Annotated in this window: 18 protein-coding genes; 2 read left to right on the top strand and 16 right to left on the bottom strand. The window is 69.7% G+C overall.

Annotated features, from left to right (window positions below):
- Positions 1–162: 162 nt before the first annotated feature.
- The 5 genes from ftsA to murC form a co-directional block, all read right to left on the bottom strand.
- A complete protein-coding gene (gene ftsA / locus ACI8U3_RS01340; protein ID WP_415013058.1) occupies positions 163–1485 on the bottom strand; it encodes a cell division protein FtsA in 1323 nt (440 codons plus the stop codon).
- Between the two features lie 11 nt (positions 1486–1496).
- Positions 1497–2381 carry a cell division protein FtsQ/DivIB gene (locus tag ACI8U3_RS01335; RefSeq protein ID WP_415013057.1) on the bottom strand — a complete coding sequence of 295 codons (885 nt, stop codon included), beginning with the start codon at positions 2379–2381 and terminating at the stop codon, positions 1497–1499.
- Complete coding sequence (locus tag ACI8U3_RS01330) at positions 2369–3307, bottom strand: D-alanine--D-alanine ligase (RefSeq protein WP_415013056.1); 939 nt, start codon at positions 3305–3307, stop codon at positions 2369–2371. The genes ACI8U3_RS01335 and ACI8U3_RS01330 overlap by 13 nt, the downstream gene beginning before the upstream one ends.
- A gap of 16 nt (positions 3308–3323) precedes the next feature.
- Positions 3324–4223: a UDP-N-acetylmuramate dehydrogenase gene (gene murB, locus ACI8U3_RS01325; RefSeq protein ID WP_415013055.1), complete on the bottom strand. Its 900-nt coding sequence runs from the start codon at positions 4221–4223 to the stop codon at positions 3324–3326.
- Positions 4224–4371: 148 nt separating this feature from the next.
- Positions 4372–5814, bottom strand: a complete 1443-nt coding sequence (gene murC / locus ACI8U3_RS01320; protein ID WP_415013054.1) for a UDP-N-acetylmuramate--L-alanine ligase — start codon at positions 5812–5814, stop codon at positions 4372–4374.
- An 82-nt stretch (positions 5815–5896) separates the two neighbouring features.
- Between murC and ACI8U3_RS01315 the strand changes: the two genes are divergently transcribed.
- On the top strand, positions 5897–6367 hold the full coding sequence (locus ACI8U3_RS01315; RefSeq protein WP_415013053.1) for a surface-adhesin E family protein: 471 nt from the start codon (positions 5897–5899) through the stop codon (positions 6365–6367).
- Here ACI8U3_RS01315 and ACI8U3_RS01310 read toward each other — a convergent pair.
- Positions 6312–7454 (bottom strand): mechanosensitive ion channel family protein, encoded by a 1143-nt coding sequence (locus ACI8U3_RS01310; RefSeq protein WP_415013052.1) that lies wholly within the window; start codon positions 7452–7454, stop codon positions 6312–6314. The two genes, ACI8U3_RS01315 and ACI8U3_RS01310, sit on opposite strands and share 56 nt — an antisense overlap.
- A 113-nt stretch (positions 7455–7567) precedes the next feature.
- Here ACI8U3_RS01310 and ACI8U3_RS01305 point away from each other — a divergent pair, with 113 nt between their 5' ends.
- Positions 7568–8038, top strand: a complete 471-nt coding sequence (locus ACI8U3_RS01305; protein ID WP_415013051.1) for a hypothetical protein — start codon at positions 7568–7570, stop codon at positions 8036–8038.
- On the opposite strand, the gene murG is transcribed toward ACI8U3_RS01305, so the two are convergent.
- Genes murG through ACI8U3_RS01255 form a run of 10 tightly spaced genes read right to left on the bottom strand, consistent with a single transcriptional unit; the run spans position 8035 to position 19347 of the window.
- A complete protein-coding gene (gene murG / locus ACI8U3_RS01300) occupies positions 8035–9123 on the bottom strand; it encodes an undecaprenyldiphospho-muramoylpentapeptide beta-N-acetylglucosaminyltransferase (protein WP_415013050.1) in 1089 nt (362 codons plus the stop codon). The two genes, ACI8U3_RS01305 and murG, sit on opposite strands and share 4 nt — an antisense overlap.
- Complete coding sequence (locus ACI8U3_RS01295; RefSeq protein ID WP_415013049.1) at positions 9120–10307, bottom strand: FtsW/RodA/SpoVE family cell cycle protein; 1188 nt, start codon at positions 10305–10307, stop codon at positions 9120–9122. Before ACI8U3_RS01295 ends, murG begins: the two co-directional genes overlap by 4 nt.
- Positions 10304–11827, bottom strand: a complete 1524-nt coding sequence (murD, locus tag ACI8U3_RS01290; RefSeq protein WP_415013048.1) for a UDP-N-acetylmuramoyl-L-alanine--D-glutamate ligase — start codon at positions 11825–11827, stop codon at positions 10304–10306. The genes ACI8U3_RS01295 and murD overlap by 4 nt, the downstream gene beginning before the upstream one ends.
- 2 nt (positions 11828–11829) lie before the next feature.
- Positions 11830–12942: a phospho-N-acetylmuramoyl-pentapeptide-transferase gene (gene mraY / locus ACI8U3_RS01285; protein WP_415013047.1), complete on the bottom strand. Its 1113-nt coding sequence runs from the start codon at positions 12940–12942 to the stop codon at positions 11830–11832.
- Complete coding sequence (locus tag ACI8U3_RS01280) at positions 12939–14369, bottom strand: UDP-N-acetylmuramoyl-tripeptide--D-alanyl-D-alanine ligase (protein ID WP_415013046.1); 1431 nt, start codon at positions 14367–14369, stop codon at positions 12939–12941. Before ACI8U3_RS01280 ends, mraY begins: the two co-directional genes overlap by 4 nt.
- Positions 14369–15820: a UDP-N-acetylmuramoyl-L-alanyl-D-glutamate--2,6-diaminopimelate ligase gene (locus ACI8U3_RS01275; RefSeq protein WP_415013045.1), complete on the bottom strand. Its 1452-nt coding sequence runs from the start codon at positions 15818–15820 to the stop codon at positions 14369–14371. Before ACI8U3_RS01275 ends, ACI8U3_RS01280 begins: the two co-directional genes overlap by 1 nt.
- A complete protein-coding gene (locus tag ACI8U3_RS01270; RefSeq protein ID WP_415013044.1) occupies positions 15817–17553 on the bottom strand; it encodes a peptidoglycan D,D-transpeptidase FtsI family protein in 1737 nt (578 codons plus the stop codon). The genes ACI8U3_RS01275 and ACI8U3_RS01270 overlap by 4 nt, the downstream gene beginning before the upstream one ends.
- Positions 17550–17921: a cell division protein gene (locus tag ACI8U3_RS01265; protein WP_415013043.1), complete on the bottom strand. Its 372-nt coding sequence runs from the start codon at positions 17919–17921 to the stop codon at positions 17550–17552. Before ACI8U3_RS01265 ends, ACI8U3_RS01270 begins: the two co-directional genes overlap by 4 nt.
- Positions 17918–18874 (bottom strand): 16S rRNA (cytosine(1402)-N(4))-methyltransferase RsmH, encoded by a 957-nt coding sequence (rsmH, locus tag ACI8U3_RS01260; RefSeq protein WP_415013180.1) that lies wholly within the window; start codon positions 18872–18874, stop codon positions 17918–17920. Before rsmH ends, ACI8U3_RS01265 begins: the two co-directional genes overlap by 4 nt.
- Positions 18871–19347 (bottom strand): division/cell wall cluster transcriptional repressor MraZ, encoded by a 477-nt coding sequence (locus ACI8U3_RS01255; protein ID WP_415013042.1) that lies wholly within the window; start codon positions 19345–19347, stop codon positions 18871–18873. The genes rsmH and ACI8U3_RS01255 overlap by 4 nt, the downstream gene beginning before the upstream one ends.
- Positions 19348–19561: the final 214 nt, after the last annotated feature.

The raw sequence follows: 19561 nt of genomic DNA, 5'->3' as shown, positions 1-19561 counted from the left end.
GACATCTGCTGATGCGCCCCCTGAAGGGACACTAGCGGCGAATGGCTCACGAGCAAGCATTGAGGCGACTTCGCGGCGAACTGACGTCGGTAATGTTACAATCTAGCCACAGTCTCGCAACGGTCGGCCTTTTTCACGACCATCGCGCGACGGTCTTGCGCGTCAGAGGTTCTCGCGCAGCCAGCCCGCCGCGCGGGCGATGAAGCCGCCGGAGTGGACACGGGGGGCGTCGGCGGCGCTGAGCTGACGGGACATCAGCTTGCGGGCCGAGACGGACTCGCGCGGGCCGTAGGCGGCGCGCAGCAGAACGCCGGCGGCGGAGCAGAAGGCGGGGCCGGAGGCGGCGTCGGCCAGGTGCGGCGCGCGCTGGGGCCGGCCCAGCCGCACCGGGCGGTCGAACACCCGCACGGCCAGTTCGCGCACGCCGTTCAACTGGCTGGCACCGCCGGTCAGGACGATGCCCGTGCCGGGCTCAAGCCCGGGGCCTGACGCCTTGAGACGTTCGCGCAGAAGCTCCAGCGTCTCTTCCACGCGGGGGGCGATGACGGTCTTGAGCATGGCGCGGGGCACGATGACGGGCCCGGCGGAGGCGTCCTCGCCGCGCGGCGGGGCTTCCAGCATCTCGCGGTCCTCATTGGGCGAGGCCATGGCCGAGCCGTGCAGGGTCTTCAGCCGCTCGGCGCCGGCCTTGGAGGTGGACAGGCCCCGGGCGATGTCCGAGGTGACGTGATCGCCGCCCACGTTCAGGCTTTCCACGTGCAGCAAGCTGCCCCCGCCCCAGACGGCGGCGGAGGTGGAGCCGCCGCCCATGTCGATGGCGACGCAGCCCAGATCCATCTCATCCTCCTCCAGCGCCGCCAGAGAGGCGGTGACGGGGGCGGCGGCGACACCCTGGAGATCCAGGTGCGCCAGCTCGAGGCAATGACTGAGGGTGGCGAAGACGCCTTCGGCCATGGAGACCACCAGCAGATCCAGGCCCAGGGACGCGCCGCGCATGGCGCGCGGGTCGCGCACGCCGCGCGAGCCGTCCACGGACCAGGCGACGGGCAGAACGTGGATGGGGCGGCGGTTGGGCAGGCGAATCTGGGCCAGAGCGGTGGCGATGGCGCGGGCAAGGTCGGCGTCGCCGACGGGATTGGCGCCCAGGGACACGCGGGCCTGCACCCGGTGGCTGGCGGTCTGGCCGATTGCGGTGGAGACGATGACGCCCGACACCGGCGCGCCCGCGGCGCGCTCGGCGCGCTCGACGGCGTGGCCGATGGCCTGGGCCGCCTCGTCCATGTTGACGATGGCGCCGCCCTTGATGCCGCGCGACTGAACGTGGCTGGCGCCAGCCACGCGCACGGTGCGGTCGGCGTGGCGCACGCCCTCGGGCTTCATGATGAAGCAGGCGATCTTGGCGTGGCCCAGATCCAGCGCGGCCACCACCGGCGCGCGGTTGTGGGCGCCGATGACCTGACCCGCTTCGTTTCGATCTCGCGTCATGCGGCCCTCCCTTACGCTTCGCCGGTCGGCTGGACGGCCACGGCGTCGGGGGCGCGAAGATCGACGCGCTCGAAGCCGAGGTCGAGCAGACGCTCGCGCTGGTCCATGGAATCCAGCTGGATGAGGGCGGCTTCCTGATTGCTCGCGGGCAGCTGGATGACGCCGCCGTCCCTGAGCCGCACGTCCCAGCGCCGCTCGTCCACGCGGACCAGGGCCTCGACGCGGCTCATCAGGCGCGGTCGCTGACGCAGCAGGGGCAAGATGTCGGAGGCAGCCTCGGCCGCCCCGGTCCCCACCACCAGCGGCAGACGCGGATAGCGGCCGGGGTCGGCCCCGGGGATCACCTGGCCGGTACTGTCGACCACATAGTTGCGGCCGCCGGTCTGCCAGACGGCCAGACGGTCGTGCTCCGTCACGGCCACCACGAGGGTGTCGGGCAACAGGCGCACCACGCGGGCCGAGCGGACCCAGCCCACCTGCTCCACCGAGGCGCGCACGGCGTCCAGGTCGACGGCGGTGATGGGCTGGCCGCGCTGAAGGTCGATAGCGGCCTGAATAGCAGGGCGGGCCTCGTCGGAGGCGCCGGTGACGTGCACGCGGGTCAGGGCCAGACCCATGCCGGCCAGCTGATTGTTCACGCCGCTGGAGATGGACGCGCCGATGCGATCCGCGCGCGCGCCGGTGAACAGCACTGCGCCCACCAGCACGACGCCGGCGACGAAGCTGATGATCACCGCGCGGGGCGACAGGTCCAGACGCCCCAGCGCCGCCATCTTGCCGGGCGTTGCAGGAGCGTTGCGCGAACCGCCCCGACGCGGCGCGCCTTTCCTGGGAGCGCTCTTTCGGGGGGCCTGATTTGAACTCTGTCGCCGACCGCCGCGCACTACCGCGGGCATGAGGCGTCCTCCACCATCCACCGTACAAGATCTGCATACGCCATCCCGGTGAAGGCGGCCTGCTCGGGCGCGAGCGAGGTCGGCGTCATGCCGGGCTGGGTATTGACCTCCAGCAGAACAAGATCGTCGTTAAGATCGTCATAACGAAAGTCCGATCGGGTCACGCCTCGGCAACCAAGTGCGGCGTGCGCCTGCTCGGAAATCCGCAGGGCCGCCTCGAACACATGGGCCGGCAGATCGGCCGGAAGTACGTGGCGGGAGCCGCCCGGGGCGTATTTGGCCTCATAATCATAGAAGCCCTTGGTGGGCGTGATGTCGGTCACGGTCAGGGCGCGCGGCCCGGACTTTTCCCCAAGAACCGTCACCGCCAGTTCGTTGCCCCGGATAAAGGGCTCGACCATGACCTGCTCGCCATAGGTCCAGCCCGGCTCGCCCACCTCCTTGATGGGGCGGTTGGCGCCCTCGCGCACCAGATAGACGCCGACGGACGACCCCTCGGCGTTGGGCTTGACCACATAGGGGGGCGCGATGACGTGACGGGCGGCGACGTCGTGGCGGTCGAACAGGCCGCCGCCGGGTACGGCGATGCCCGCGGCCTTCAGCACGGCCTTGGACTTGTCCTTGTCCATGGCCACGGCGGAGGCCATGACGCCGGAATGGGTGTAGGGAATCTGCAGGGTCTCGAGGATGCCCTGGACGCAGCCGTCCTCGCCCCAGACGCCGTGCAGGGCGTTCAGGGCCACATCGGGCTTCAGCTCGGCCAGCACCTGGGCCAGGTCGCGCCCGGCGTCCACGCGGGTGACCCGGGCCGCCTGCCCTTCCAGGGCGTCGGCGCACATGCGGCCGGACGACAGGGACACCTCCCGTTCCGGGGACAGGCCGCCCATCAGGACGGCGACGTGGAGGTCTTTGATCGGGCGGTTCATTGGTCGCGCTCCGCGCTCAGGCGGGCCGCCCGATGCGCCTGATCTCCCATTGCAGGTCGACGCCGAATTTATCCTTAACGTCGGCGCGGACCGCCTCGCCCAGCCCCTCGATGTCGGCGGCGGTGGCGTCGGCGAAATTGATCATGAAATTGGAATGCAGTTCGCTGAACTTCGCGCCGCCCAACGGCTTGCCGCGCCAGCCCGCGTCATCGACCAGTTTCCACGAGGAATGGCCCTCGGGGTTCTTGAAGGTGGAGCCGCCGGTCTTTTCGCGGATGGGCTGGGTCTTTTCGCGCCGCTCGGTGATCGCGGTCATGCGGGCCTGCACCGCCGCCGGGTCGTCGGGTCGGCCGCGATAGACCGCCTCGATCCAGATGATGTCGGCGGGCGCCTCGGAATGGCGATAGGTGTAGCCGAAATCGGCCAGTTGATACGCGACCCGCTCGCCCGCCCGGTTCAGGCCCCAGGCGGAGACCAGAACGTCCTTTGTCTCGGCGCCGTAGCAGCCCGCGTTCATGGCCAGGGCGCCGCCGATGGTGCCGGGGATGCCCGCATAGAACTCGAGCCCCCCCACGCCTGCTTTCGCCGCCGCGCGGGCGACCATGGCGTCCAGCGCCCCGGCGCCGGCGGTGACCGTTTCGCCCTCCACCGTCACGCCGCCGAACGGGCGGCCGGCCAAACGGACGACGACGCCCTCCACGCCCCCGTCACGCACGATGACGTTGGAGCCCACGCCCAGAACCTGAACCGGGACGGCAGGGTCCAGCGCCTTCAGGAAATCAGCCAGATCCTCGCCGTCGGCGGGGATGAACAGCACGTCCGCGTTTCCGCCCACCCGGAACCAGGTGTAGGGACCCAGCGGCTCGTCCCGCAGCAGCTTGCCGCGCACGGTGGGCAAGGCATCCGTCCAGGCCATACTTAACTCCGCTCATCCCGGCGAAGGCCGGGATCCAGATGCAAAATCACAAACCGGGACCCCCGGCCAAAGCCGGCAATGCAAACCTTCGGACGCCTCGCCATACGATCTGGATCCCGGCCTTCGCCGGGATGAGCGGTATGAGAAGTCACCCCAGCGCCTCCAGCTGCGCCGGGAGGGCGTAGGCCCAGGCGGTGATGTCGCCGGCGCCCAGCAGGACCACCACGTCGCCAGGGTGGGTTTCGTCCTTCACCGCGCGGGGCAGGACGGCGGCGTTTTCCAGCGGCATCACGTGGCGGTGCCCGTAGCGGCGCAGGCCCTCGACCAGGGCGTGCTTGTCGATGCCGTCGATGGGCGTCTCGCCCGCCGCATAGACGTCGGCCACCAGCACGGTGTCGGCGTCGGAGAAGCAGGTGGAGAAATCGTCCATCAGATCGCGCAGGCGGGTAAAGCGGTGCGGCTGGACCACCGCCACCACCTTGCCGCCGGCAGCGGTGTCCACCACCTGACGCGCGGCTTTCAGCACGGCGGCGATCTCCACCGGGTGGTGGCCGTAGTCGTCCACGATGCGGACCCCGTCCACGATGCCGGTGGTGGTGAAGCGCCGCTTGACCCCGCCGAAGCCGGCAAGGCCCTTGCGGATGGCCTCGTCATCCACCCCCAACTCGCGGGCCACGGCGATGGCGGCCAGGGCGTTGGAGACGTTGTGCCAGCCGGCCATGGGCAGGTGGAGGCCGCTGATGCGCAGGGGCTCTTCCAGCGCGGCGAGGCCGGCGCCCTGGATCACCACATCGAAGCGGGCGCCGTCGGGGCCCATGTCGCAGTGCTCGGCCCGCACCATGGCCTGGGGGTTCACGCCGTAGGTGATGAGGCGGCGGTTATCGATGGTGGCCACCAGCTTCTGGACCTCCGGGTGGTCCAGGCAGACCACGCCGAAACCGTAGAAGGGGATGTTCTCGATGAAGTCCACGAAAGCCCGGCGCACGGCGTCGAAGTCGCCGTAGTGGTCGAGGTGCTCCGGGTCGATGTTGGTGACGATGGCCACGGTGGATTTCAGGCGCAGGAAGCTGCCGTCGCTTTCGTCCGCCTCCACCACGATCCAGTCGCCGTCGCCCACCTTGGCGTTGGTGCCATAGGCGTTGATGATGCCGCCGTTGACCACCGTGGGGTCCAGATCGCCCGCATCCAGCAGGGCCGCGACCATGGAGGTGGTGGTGGTCTTGCCGTGGGTGCCGCCGACCGCGATGGAGAACTGCAGCCGCATCAGCTCGGCCAGCATCTCGGCCCGGCGCACCAACGGAATGCGGCGTTGGCGGGCGACGACCATTTCGGGATTGTCGGCCTTCACGGCGGTCGAATAGACCACCGCCGAGACCCCCTCGCCCACATGGGCGGCGTCGTGGCCGATGAAGATGCGGGCGCCCAGGGCCTCGAGCCGCTCGGTGTTGGCGCTGGCCTTGGCGTCGGAGCCCTGCACCTGATAGCCGATCTTGAGCATGATCTCGGCGATGCCGCTCATGCCGATGCCGCCGATGCCGACGAAATGGACGGGGCCGAGATGGAACGGGACGGGTCTGAGGCGCGCGATCATCACAGGGCTATAGCCGTCACAATCCCGCCTGCGAAGGGCCAAGGCGCTTTGCCGGGGTTCGGCGTCCTGCTAGGCGACGACCATGCTCGCCATCCTTATCGCCGCCGCCCTTCAGACCAACGCGCCCCAGCTGATCGACCACGATCTGGTGCTGAGCAGCGTCGGACGCTTCGCCGTGTTCGCAGACCGCGCCAGTCTGGAGCGCGAGGGCGAGGTGGTGACGATCCGGGCGCTGCAGGTGGTGGAGCCGGGCTTCGAGGCGGGCGGTCGCGCCTACGCGGGCGGCTGGTCCAACTGGCGTTTCGACTGCGCCGGACGCACGGGGGATCGGCTGGATTTCGCCTCGTTGGGCGAGGACGGGACCGAGGGACCGGTCACGCCGGATTCCACACCCGCCACGCCGGTCAGCCCCGGCGGCGACATGGGCGATCTGTTCGAGGTCGCCTGCGGAGCGGCGACGCCGGACGCCGAATCCGTCAGGTCAATCGACGCGGCGGTCAGTCTGGGGCGCGTGCTTCTGGCTGAGCGGGATGGCCCTGGGCCGACGGACTGACGTCCTCGGCGGCGAAGCGTTCGCGCGGCAGGGCCTGTGGGCATTCATCACGCATGAAGGCCATCAGCTTCTCGCGCACCTCGCAGCGCAGGTCGAAGGCGGCGCCGCCGTTTCTGGCGCTCATCAGGGTCCGGACCTGCAAGGTGCGCTCAGTGATGTCGGTGACCTGAAGCACCATGACGTCGCCGTCCCAGTGGGGCGATGCCTTGACGATCGCCTCGAACGCCTCGCGCAGCCGGTCGATGGGCGCGGCGTAATCCACGAAGAAGAAGGCCGAGCCGATCAGGCGCGAGCTGTCGCGGGTCCAGTTCTGGAACGGGGTGGTGATGAAATAGGTCAGGGGCAGGATCATGCGCCGCCAGTCCCACAGCCGCACCACCACATAGGTGGAGGTGATCTCCTCGATATTGCCGAACTCGCCCTCGACGATCACCGCGTCGTCGATGCGGATGGGCTGGGCCGTGGCGATCTGCACACCGGCGATCAGATTGGTCAGGAACGGCTGAAGCGCCAGACCAGCGACGATGCCCACCACCCCGGCCGAGGCCAGCAGCGACAGACCCCACTGGCGAACGTCGGGGATGGTCAGCAGCGCCAGCGCCACGGTGATCAGGGCGATCAGCAGGGCCGCCACCCGCTGGAGAATGCGCGTCTGGGTGACGTGCTTTCGCGCGATCAGATTGTCTTCGGACGCCATGTTGAAGCGGCGCAGATAGACCACCGCCCACATGTCCATGGCCCCCACCGCCATCCAGCCGGTCACCAGAATGAAGGCGAACAGCAGGGTGCGGCGGATGAACTCGCTGGTTTCCGGGTCCAGCGGCGAGATGGTGATGGCCAGGGCGAAGGCGATGATCAGCACCGCCAGCCGCACCTTCATGCGCGCCCGCGCCACCACGCCGCGCCAGAACAGATCGCGCTTTCGCACCACGAAGGTGAGGATGCGGAACACGATGCTGTTGGCGATCAGACCCACCGCCACCGTGACCAGGATGACCAGGCCGATCACCGCCCATTCCGGCAGCCAGTCGAACCGGCGCCACAGGGCGAACACCTCGCGGGTCAGATTCAGGATCGGCTCGGGCATGGCCTCAGCCTAGGCGGCATGAGACCCGGCGGAAAGACCCGGCGTCAGGGATGATCAGGCTGCGCGGCGGCGGCGGCGGATATGCTGCGCCGCGAACCCTCAAGGAGAACGCCATGTCGACGCTCGCCGCCGTCCTGATCGCCGCCGCCCTGTCGCAGCCGACCCCGCACCCGGATCAGCAATCCCGGGACGAGGTTCTGGAGCTGGTGGCGGTGCAGGGGGCCAACCTGCATGCGCGGGGCGCGGTGGATGTGGACCCGGACGGCGGCCGCGCCATGTGGTGGTGGCACTTCTATCCGCGCACACCGGAGCAGCCGGACTGGGACGGGACGGCCTATCGCGTCGAGGTGGACTGCGAGGCCCGCACTACCCGCACGACCCGGGCCGAGTTCTTTGACGCCATGCAGTACGAGTATGGCCAGTTCTCGCTCCAGCCGCCGCAGCGCGCCGAGCCGGGAACGGTGCGCGAGCGTCTGGTGCAGGCGGCCTGCGAGGACTTCCGGGACGGCGAGCCGTTCTCCGGGACGCAGGAGGCCTATGAGCTGTCGCAGGAATATTTCCGCCTGCTCGAGACGCAGGACTAGGACCGGGCGGTTCGCTCCGCCAGATCCGCCAGGCGGCTGACCGCGTCCGGCATGGCCACCGAGCGCGCGGCGCCGGCGCGGGCGGCCAGGCCCGATGCGTTCGACAACAGGGACTGAACCGCGGCGGTCAGGCTGTCCACCGTCAGATCGTCCTCGGTGATGACCCACGCGGCGCCGGCGTCGGCCAGAAGTTTGGCGTTGGCGCGCTGGTGGTCGTCGGTGGCGATCTTCAGCGGGATCAGGATCGAGGGCAGGCCCGCGACGGCGAGCTCCGACACGGTTGAGGCCCCGGCCCGGCCGATCACCAGATGGGCGGCGTGCAGGCGGGCGGCCATGTCGCGGAAGAAGGGCGCCACCTCGGCGGCGATTCCGGCTTCGAGGTATATCTGCCGTGCGGCCTCGAGGGATTCTGCGCGCGTCTGCTGTTCGACCTTGAGGCGGGCGCGTAGGGTCTCGGGCAGGGCGGCGAGGGCGCGGGGGACGGTCTCGGAAAGGATGCGGGCGCCCTGGCTGCCGCCTGTGACCAGCACCCGGATGCGGTAGTCGGGCGCCACATAGGCGCGGTCGTGCAGAGCGCGGATGTCGGAACGCACGGGGATGCCGACCACCTGGATGGGTGCGCGGAGCTTGTCGGGCGTGCGCTCCAGCGTCGGGAAAGCCGAGGCGACCTGATCCACATAGGGGGCCAACCAGCGGTTGGTGCGGCCCAGCACCGCGTTCTGTTCATGGATCAGGGTCGGCCGCTTCTGGCTGATGGCGGCCAGAAGGGCGGGCGCGGACGGATAGCCGCCGAAGCCGACGACGATCGCCGGATCCAGCCGATCAAACGCCTTGCGCGCCTGAAGCACGCCCTGGGCGATGGCGCTGGCCGCCTTGAGCATGCCCAGCGGGCCGGAGCCGGTGGCCGCGTCCAGATCCAGCCGCTCCTCGGCAGGAAAGCTGTGGGCGTACTGCTCGCCGCGCCGGTCGGTGGCCAGGACGACGCGCCAGCCGCGCGCCGCCATCTCGCGGGCCAGAGCTTCGGCGGGGAACATGTGGCCGCCGGTGCCGCCGGCGGCGAGGACGCAGACTCGGGAAGGACTCATCGCGGCAGGATGCGACGGCGGTTGCGCGGCAGCAAGGCGCCCGGTTCATAAGCTCCCGGGCGTCGGCGTGTCAGCGCCAGGGCGAATCCCATGGTCAGGCCCATGGCCAGCATGGACGAGCCGCCATAGCTGACGAACGGCAGGGTCATGCCCTTGGTGGGGATCAGGTTCAGATTGACCGCGATATTGATGGTGGCCTGCAGCCCGATCAGCAGGAACAGGCCCGCCGCCGCCGTCTGCTGGTACGGGTCGGCCAGCTTCATGGCGCGGGACAGGCCGCGCAGCACGATGAAGGCGTAAAGGCCGATCAGGATCAGCGAGAAGACCAGCCCGAACTCCTCGGCCGCGACGGAATAGATGAAGTCGGTGTGCAGGTCAGGCACATTGCGCTTCATCACCCCCTCCCCCACGCCCCGGCCCAGCAGGCCCCCGGCCGAGATGGCCTCGGAGGCGCGGTCGATCTGATAGGTGTCCGCGGCGCCGGGCGACAGAAACTTGCCGACCCGATCGCGCACGTGATCGAAGACGAAATAGACCGCCACCAGTCCGCTGAGGAAAATCCCGCCCAGAACCGCCATCCAGCGGATGGGCACGCCGGCCATGAAGAACACGGCCATGAAGGTGGTGGTGATGAGCAGGGTCTGTCCGATGTCTGGCTGGATCACCAGCAGGCCCACGGTCAGCACATAGACGGCGAAGGCGATGGAGACGCCGGGCACCCCCTGCCCCTTCTGGGCCTCGGCGAACATCCAGGCGGCGAAGACGATCAGGCCCGGCTTGGCGAACTCCGACGGCTGAAGGCCGAACGGGCCGATGTTCACCCAGCGGGCGGCGCCTTTCACCTCATTGCCGATGAAGGGCAACAGCAGCATGACTATGATGGCGCAGATCAGCGCCAGCACGGCGATGCGCCGGACCCCGCGCGGCGACAGCAGGGAGGCGATCAGCATGGCCGAGCCCCCGGCGCCGGCGAAAAGGATCATGCGCCAGGCGTAGTGGAACGGATCGGTGATCGACTCATCGGCCCGGATCGCCGCCGGGCTGGAGGCGAAGGACAAGGCCACGCCCAGGAAGATCAGGGTCGAGGCCGCGGCCAGCAGGCCCTTGTCCACCGTCCACCACCACTGGGCGATGGGCGAGGTGTCGTTGCGCGAGAACGGGTGGGCGTAGGTGTTCACGGTCATGACGCGGCATCCTCGATCACGGGCGGCGCGGCGCCGAGGCCGAGCACGGCGGCGCGGAACGCCTCGCCCCGCGCCTCGAAATCCGGATACTGGTCGAAGGAGGCGGCGGCGGGGCTGAGCAGGACCACAGCGTCCTCGTTGTTCGCCTCTGCCCATTCGGCGGCGTCACGGGCGGCGGCCGTCACGGCCGACTGCATATCGCCGCACAGGGAGACGGGCGCCGCGTCGTCGATCTCGGCGGCGAAGGCGTCCGCAGCCTCGCCGATCAGATAGGCGTGGGCGATGCGGGGAAACAGCGAGAACAGGTCGGCGACGCCGCCGTCCTTGGCGCGGCCGCCCGCGATCCACCAGACGCGGGGATAGCTGGCCAGGGCTTGTTTCGCCGCGTCGGTGTTGGTGGCCTTGGAGTCGTTGATGAACGCGACCCGGCCCAGGCTTGCCACCGGCTCCATGCGGTGGGCCAGTCCGGGGAAGGTCAGCAGGCCGTGCACGGCCTCTTCGCGGGTCAGACCCACGGCGCGCACGGCGGCGTAGGCGCAGGCGGCGTTCTGGGCGTTATGCCGGCCCGGCAGGGACGCCGCCCTGGACAGATCGGCGATGCGCTCGTCGCCGTCCATCAGCCAGCCGCCACGCAGACCGACCCCGCTCATCCCGGCGAACGCAGGGACCCAGTTCTTTGGGTGTTGCAGCGGATCAGCTTCAGGCGCCGCTCGCTGGTCCTGAAACGCCGGCGTCTCGCTGGACAGAACTGGGTCCCCGCTTTCGCGGGGATGAGCGGATATTCTGATCGGTATGAAGGCGGTCAGCCCCCGGGCCACGCCCTGACTGTACGGATCATCGACGCCGATCACGGCCACGCCGCCCGGCGGCTGTTCCTGAAAGATGCGGCGCTTGGCGGCCACATAGCCCGCCATGCCGCCGTGGCGGTCCAGATGGTCCGGGCTGATGTTGGTCAGCACCGCCACGTCCGGCCCGAAGCGGCTGGTCAGATCCAGTTGATAGGACGAGACCTCGATCACATAGATGGCGTCCGGCGTGGGTTCGGGCAGGGCCAGCACGCCGATGCCGATGTTGCCGCCCACATGGACCGTGCGCCCCGCCTGACGGAGGACCCAGCCGATCAGGGCCGTGGTGGTGGACTTGCCGTTGGTGCCGGTGATGGCGATGACCTTGGGCCGCTCGACCTCCGCCAGGGCGGAGACGGCGCGGGCGAACAGCTCGATGTCGCCCATGACCCGCACGCCCGCATCCTTGGCCATCTGAACGGTCCAGTGGGGCGAGGGATGGGTCAGGGGCGCGCCGGGGGACAGGATCAGGGCGGCGAAGCCGGACCAGTCGGCGCGGGACAGGTCCTCGACCGCGAAGCCCTCCGCCTCGGCCTGAAGACGGCTGGACAGGCTGTCGTCCCACAGCACGGGCTCGGCGCCGCCGGCCCGGAGCGCGCGGGCGGCGGTCAGGCCGCTGCGCCCCAGCCCGAAGACCGCGACACGCCGCCCTTCAAAACCGGGGACGGTGATCATGGCTATCTCAGCTTCAGGGTGGACAGGCCAACCAGCGCCAGCATGGCCGCCACGATCCAGAAGCGGACCACCACGGTGGATTCGGCCCAGCCCATCTTCTCGAAGTGGTGGTGGATGGGCGCCATCAGGAAGATGCGCTTTCCGGTGGCCTTGAAGTAGGCCACCTGGATCATGACCGACAGGGCCTCGACCACGAACAGGCCGCCGACGATGGCCAGGACGATCTCGTGCTTGGTGGCCACGGCCATGGCGCCCAGCGATCCGCCCAGCGCCAGCGACCCGGTGTCGCCCATGAAGATCTTGGCCGGGGGCGCGTTGTACCAGAGGAAGCCCATGCCCCCGCCGATGATGGCGGCGCAGAAGATGGCCAGCTCGCCGGCGCCGGGCACGTGGTGCACCTGCAGATATTCCGAGAACAGGAAGTTGCCGACCAGATAGCTGATGATGCCGAAGCAGGCGGCGGCCATCATCACGGGCACCACCGCCAGGCCGTCCAGACCGTCGGTCAGGTTCACCGCGTTGGACGCGCCGATGATGACCACGGCGGCGAACACCACATAGAACCAGCCGATGTTCAGCAGGACTTCCTTGAAGAACGGGAAGGCCACCGAGGTTTCGAGTCCCGGCGAGGTGGGCGAAATCTGCATCCAGACCACGGTCAGGACGCCGGCGATGACCGCGACCACCAGCTGGGCCGCCAGCTTCTGTTTCGAGGTCAGGCCGGCGGAGGACTGTTTGGTCACCTTGGCGTAGTCGTCGATGAAGCCGAGGATGCCGAAAGCGGCGGTCACCAGCGACACGATCCAGATGTAGGGATTGGTCAGGTCGCCCCACAGCAGCACGGCCGCCGCGATGCCCGCCAGGATCATCAGCCCGCCCATGGTGGGCGTGCCCTGCTTGGTCAGAATGTGGCTTTCCGGCCCGTCGGCCCGGATAGGTTGGCCCTTGCCCTGACGGGCGCGCATCCAGTCGATGAAGCGCTGACCCATGGCCACCGCAACGACCATGGCCGTGACCAGCGCCAGACCCACGCGCACGGTCTGGTACTGCACCAGATTGAGCAGGGGGTAAGCCTGGGCGATGTCGGCGTAGTAGAGATACAGCAGATAGATCATGAGGCGCCCTCCTCCGCGTCCTGGCGACGCTCCATGTCGGCCAGGGCCGCGGCGATCACCGAAGCCTTCGAGCCGTTCGATCCCTTGACCATGACGATGTCGTTCGGCCGGACTTCCTCGATGAGCGCCTCGGCCAGATCGGCGGCGGTCTCGCGCCACAGGCCGCGCCGCTCCGGGCGCAGGGCGTCATGCAGGTGTTTCATCTGAGGCCCGGCGGTGTAGACCAGATCCAGACCCGCCGCGTCGATTGTCTCGGCCAGCCCGGCGTGCAGGGCCACGGACTGGTCGCCCAGCTCCAGCATGTCCGTCAGGGCGACCATGCGCCGCCCGCCCGTGGCCACGGGCCGCGCTCCAAGACTGAGGAACCCCGCCCGCATGGACAGGGGGTTGGCGTTGTAGCTCTCGTCGATCAACAGGAAGGCGCCGCCGCGAATGCGAACGCTCCTGTTCTGGCCCCGCCCGGCCAGGGGCTGGAATTCCGAAAGGGCCTGCATCGCCGTCTCCACCGGCACGTCCAGGGCCTCCAGCATCAGGATCACCGCCAGGCTGTTGAGCCCCCAGTGGAATCCAGACTGGCGAAGGGTGAAGACGTGATGGCGGCCGAACACCTCGGCCTCGACACGGGCGCCGGTCTCGCTTGGGGTGAAGTCGATCAGACGAGCGTCGGCGTCTGCGCCCGAACCAAACGTCATGATCCGCGCGCCGTGGTGCAGCGCCTTGCCACGCAGCAGGTCGATCCAGCCGTTGTCGCCGTTGATGACCGCGACGCCGCCGGGGCCGAGGCCCTCGAACACGGCGGCCTTCTCATTCGCCACACCGGTCTCGCCGTCCGTGAAGCCCTCGATGTGCACGGGGCCGACCGTGGTGACGCAGGCGGCGTGGGGCTGGACCATCCGCGACAAGGGCGCGATCTCGCCGGGCGCATTCATGCCGATCTCGAACACGGCGCGCTCCACGTGCGCAGGCATGCGGGCGAGGGTCAGGGGTACGCCGATGTGGTTGTTGAAGCTCTTGACCGAGGCATGGGCGGGACCGGCCAGATCGAGGCCCGCCTTGATGGCCTGGGTGACGCTGGTCTTGCCGACCGAGCCGGTCACCACGCCGCGCCTTACCTGAGGCGCGCGGTCGCGCGCGGCGGCGCCCAGGGCCTCAAGCGCCTTCAGCGTGTCGGGGACGACGATGCAGGGGCCGCCGTCCACCGGGCGCTCGACCAGGGCGCCGGCCGCGCCCGCCTCGAAGGCCGAGGCGACGAACTCGTGACCGTCGCGCGCGCCCTTGAGCGCCACGAACAGGTCGCCGGTCTCCACTTCCTTGCTGTTGAAGGTGATCCCCCGGGCCTGAAACCCGGCGCCGTCCATGCGGCCGCCCGTGGCGACGGCGATGTCGACGGCCGTCCAGAGGGGGTCTTTCCCCGACGATTGGGGCATCACGCGTCTTCCTTCAGGGCCTCGGCGATTTCCTGGGCGTCGTCGAAGGGATGGGTGATTCCACCGACGATCTGGCCCTGTTCATGCCCTTTTCCGGCGACCACCACCACATCCCCGTCGCGCATCATGCCGAGGGCGTGACGGATAGCCTCGCGCCGGTCGCCGATCTCTATGGCGTCACGGGCGGCGGCCTTCGCTTCGGCGCGGATGGCGGCCGGGTCTTCGGAACGGGGGTTGTCGTCCGTGAGGATGGCCACGTCCGCCAGCTTCTGGGCGACGGCGCCCATCAGGGGCCGCTTGGCCCGGTCGCGGTCGCCGCCGCAGCCGAACACCACGATCAGTCGGCCGGTGGCGTGGGGCCGCAAGGAGGTCAGCACCGTCTCCAGGCCGTCAGGGGTGTGGGCGTAGTCCACATAGGCGTCGCCGCCTTGGGGACCCGTGGCCACATGCTGCATGCGGCCCTCGGCGCCCTGAAGGTGCTCCAGCGCCGCCAGCACGCGGTCCGGGGATTCGCCCGCCGCGATGCACAGGCCCGCGGCCACCAGGGCGTTGGACGCCTGGAACGCGCCCACCAGAGGGAGCATGACCTCAAAGATGTCGCCGCGCGCGTCGATGGTCAGGCGCTGACCTTCGCTGGTCGCGGCGCTGGCGATGAGGCCCAGGTCGCGGCCGCGCTGGCCCACGCCCATGATGGACAGGCCCGACATCAAACCGTGGGAGGCGAAGCCGGAATAGGCGGGCGAATCCGCGTTCAGCACCGCCGTGCGGCCGCGGGGCAGCAGGGTGTCGAACAGGCGCAGCTTGGCGGCGCGATAGGTCGCCATGTCGCCGTGGTAGTCCAGATGATCCTGGGTCAGGTTGGTGAAGGCGGCGGCCTTCAGCGAGACGCCGTCCAGACGGCGCTGCTCCAGCCCGTGGGAGGACGCCTCCAGCGCCACATGAGTGACGCCGCGCTCGGCCAGCTTGGACAGGATCTTGGCGGAGTCCGCCGCGTCCGGGCTGGTCAGGCTGGCGCGGGTCAGGGCGTGATCGCCGTGCCAGACGCCCAGGGTGCCGACGCTGGCGCCCTGGATGCCCAGCCGCGTCCAGATCTGGCGGCAGAAGGCGGCGACGGAGGTCTTGCCGTTGGTGCCGGTGACAGCGACGCAGGTCCTGGGCTGGGCGCCGTAAAAGCCGCGAGCGGCCAAGGCGTAGGACCGCCGCACGTCGCCGCAGGGCACCAGCACCGGAGCCGCCTCGCCCGGCGTATCGCTGGGCGCCAGGACGGCGGCGGCGCCCAGCGACAGGGCCTGGGGGATGAAGGCGCGACCGTCGGCGGCGGCGCCGGGAATGGCGGCGAACAGGGTTCCGGGCGCGACCTTGCGGCTGTCAGCGGTCACGCCGGTGATGACCGGATCATGACCGATGTCGCGGCGCAGCAGTTCTGAGAGGCGCACACCCGCGAGGCTCACTGGGCGGCCCTCGCGTCGTCACCGGGCTGGGGAATGGGCTCGCCTGTGGCGGTGCGCCAGCGGTCCGCGCCGCGCGAGACGTTCACGAAACCGGCGATGCGGTCGATGACCCGCCCGGCCACCGGCGCGGCCACGAAGCCGCCCGTGCGCGGATAGCCTTGGGGCTCGTCCATCAGAATGAAGACCAGATAGCGCGGCGCATCCAGCGGGCCGTCCGTGGGGAACACGGCGGCGAAGGTGCCGATGGCGTGGGTGGGATCGTAGCGCCCGTTCACCACCTTGTTGGCCGATCCGGTCTTGCCGCCGACCCGCAGGCCGGGAGCGTCGGCGCGCGTGCCCGAGCCGCGCACCACATTCGCCCGCATCAGCTCCAGCATCTCGCGCGAGGTCTCCTCGCTGACCACGCGGCGCGAACCCGGGTGCGGGCCGTCGGCGGGACGCAGGGTGAGCGGAACGTAGCGCCCGCCGTTCAGCAGCGAGCCCATGGCGCCGGCCGCCTGGGCGGGCGTGACCATGATGCCGTAGCCGAAGGACAGGGACGCCAGGGTGGTGTCGCGCCAGTTGACCGGACGGCGGGGCGCGGCGGATTCCCGCAGCTCGATGGGCGCCGCGTCCAACAGGCCCAGGTCCCGGAAATACCGCTGCATGGTGTCGCCGCCCATCTCGATGGCCAGGCGCGAGGTGCCGATGTTGGAAGAGTGCAGGAACACTTCCTCCAGCGTCATGATGCGGTTCTGGGCGTGGAAGTCACGGATGGTGCGATTGCCGATCTGCAGGGGATCGGAGGCGTCGAAGGTGGAGGTCATGTCCGCCTGGCCGGTGTCCAGCCCGGCGGCGACGGTGAAGGCCTTGAACACCGAGCCCATCTCGTAGTGGGCCGAGGTGACGCGGTTCAGCTCCGCATCGCCGGTCTCGCCCCGCCGATTGGGATTGAACTCCGGGTAACTGGCCATGGCCAGCACTTCGCCGGTCTGGATGTTGGTGATGATGCCGACCGCGCCGCGCGCGTTCAATTCCTCGGCGGCGGCGTAGAGCTCGTTCTCCAGCGCCGCCTGCACCCTCAGGTCGATGGACAGGGGCACGACGCCGCCCGTCTCGCCGGCCTCGCGGATCTCGCGATCGAAGGCCAGCTCGGCGCCCGTGACGCCCCGGGCGCCGGCGAAACCGACCACATGGGCCGCCGTACCGCCCAGCGGATAGACCCGTGCGTTCTCGGCCTCGAAATAGACGCCGCCCAGAGCCAGATCGTGCAGGGCCGCGCGCTCCGGAGGGGTCAGACCGTTCATCACCACCACGCGGCGGTCGCCGTAAAGCGCCTCGCGCAGCCGGTCGCGCGGAATGCGCGGCAGGGCGGCGGTCATGGCCTCCAGAGCGGCCTCCCGGTCCCAGACCTCGGCCGGGTCCACGTACAGGCCGTAGTGACGGATGTTAGCGGCCAGCAGGGCGCCGTTGCGGTCGGTCAGGTCGCCGCGCGCCAGCACCGGGCCGGACCGCCAGCCGCCCGCGTTGGGATCGCCGGACAACAGGGCCGCATGGCCCGCGCCGCCCACAAGGGCGGTGAACAGAACGCCGAAGACCACCAGCATCAGGGCGATGCGGACGCGGGTGTCTTCCTCGGGCCGCTGGTCCGCCTTGGCGCGCTCGAAGGCGTGCTCGATCCACCAGATCAGGCCGGTCAGCCAGCGCCACGTCGGCGCGGCGGACGGGATGTGGCGCGGCTCGACCGAACTCATTGCGCGGCCTCCGCAGGCGGCGCGGGCTCGATCACCTCAGGCTCGGCCTGGGTCGCGAGGGCAGGCAGGGCGTTCAGGTCGGCGCGCTGCTCGACCGAGATGGGGGCCAGGCCGGCCTGACGGGACAGGGCCTCCAGCCGGGCGGGCTCCTCCAGTCGGGCGGTTTCGGCGGTGAGCAGGCGAACGCGCTGGCGCTGCTCGCTGATGTCCGATTGCAAGGCCGCGATCTCGGCGCTCTGGCGGGCGGCCTGGGCCTTCACGAAATAGACCGAGACCACCACGGCGGCGAGGATGGCGATGCCGATGATCTCGGTCACGCGGAAGCCGCGAACCTTCCAGTCGAAAACGGAGCGCAGGGCGGCGGTCATGCGGCCATCCTCCCCCAGGCGGGCGCGTCGGTGCGCACGGCGGCGCGCAGGCGGGCCGAACGGGCGCGGGGATTGGCGGCGCGCTCCGCCTCGCCGGCCTCGCGGGCGCCCTTGAACAGCAGGGTGAAGCTGGGGGCGCGAGTCTCGACCTGTATCGGCGCATGGCGCGAGCCGCCGGGCGTATTGCCGGTGCGCTCGGTCAGGAACGCCTTGACGATGCGGTCTTCCAGCGAATGGAAGGTGACCACCGCCAGCCGCCCGCCGGGGGCGAGGGTCGCCTCGGCTGCTTCCAGACCGGCAGTCAGCTCGCCCAGTTCGTCGTTCACGGCGATGCGCAGGGCCTGAAAGGTGCGTGTGGCCGGGTGGATGGGGGCGCCCCGGCGCCCGCCCAGAGCCTTCTCCACCACCTCGGCCAGGTCCAGCGTGCGGGTGAAGGGCTTCTCGACACGGCGTCGCAGGATGGCCGTGGCCACGCGGCCGGACTGACGCTCCTCGCCATAAAGCTTGAGGATGTGGGCCAGCGGGCCGTGGTCCCAGCTGTTGACGATGTCGGCGGCGCTTTCGCCGTCGGCCGACATGCGCATGTCCAGCGGGCCGTCGCGCATGAAGGAGAAGCCGCGCTCGGCCTGATCCAGCTGCATGGACGAAACGCCGATGTCGAACACGGCGCCGTCCAGCCGCTCATGCGCGGTCTCGGCGAAGGCGGCGGACAGGCCCGAGAAGGGCGTCTGCTTCAGTTCGAACCGGCCGGGGAAATCGGCTGCGACCGCCTCGGCGTGGGGGCGCACGGTGGGATCGCGGTCCAGACCGACCACGGCCGCGCCGCGCGCCAGGATGGCGCGGGAGTAGCCGCCGGCGCCGAAGGTGGCGTCGACCATGACCTCGCCCGGCTTCGGGTCCAGCGCCTCGATCACTTCATCCAGCAGGACGGGAGCGTGGGGAGCCGTCATCAGCCGCCCTCCCCGCGCGCCGTGAGGGCGGCCCGGCGGCGGGCCTCGCCCATCTCGCGCATGGCTTGCTGGGCCAGCTTGCGCTGCTCGGCCTCATGCTCGCGCCAGCGGGCGCGGTCCCAGATCTGGAAGCGGTCGCCCAGGCCGACCATGACCACATCGGAGGTCAGGCCGCCGCGCTCCACCAGGGCCTCGGTCAGGGTGATGCGGCCTGCGGTGTCGTAGGAGAGTTGCTTCAGCCCGCCGTAGAACTGGCTTTCCATGGCGGCGCGAAACGGATCGCCGAAGGGGATGCTGTCGATGAAGGCGCGATAGGCCGCCACGAACCCCTCGCCGCCCGCCTCAAGGCAGTCGGCCTCGATGGAGGGGAAGCAGTACAGGCCGGTGGCGGCGCCGTTTTCGGCGGTGCGGAATTCCTGCGGCGCCTGCAGGCGACGCTTTGCGTCCAGTTGCTTCTCGTGGGTTGAGAGAAACACCCTTGCCCGCCTCGGACCCGTTGATCCGTCCCGACACCCGTCGCCGCATGCGGACCGGCACAACGCCGACCCTCCCCAGGTTCACTATTGGGGTACCATGGGATCAGTTGGGAGACAATGGGATTAGTTGACACTTCTTAACCATGAAGACCCGTTTTGGGCGGCCGTTTCTGTTAACTTTCAGAACATTCGCGGAACACACAAGTATTCACAG

Source organism: Brevundimonas sp., assembly GCF_047617075.1.
Taxonomy (GTDB): domain Bacteria; phylum Pseudomonadota; class Alphaproteobacteria; order Caulobacterales; family Caulobacteraceae; genus Brevundimonas.
This window is presented reverse-complemented; position numbering and strand designations above follow the sequence as displayed.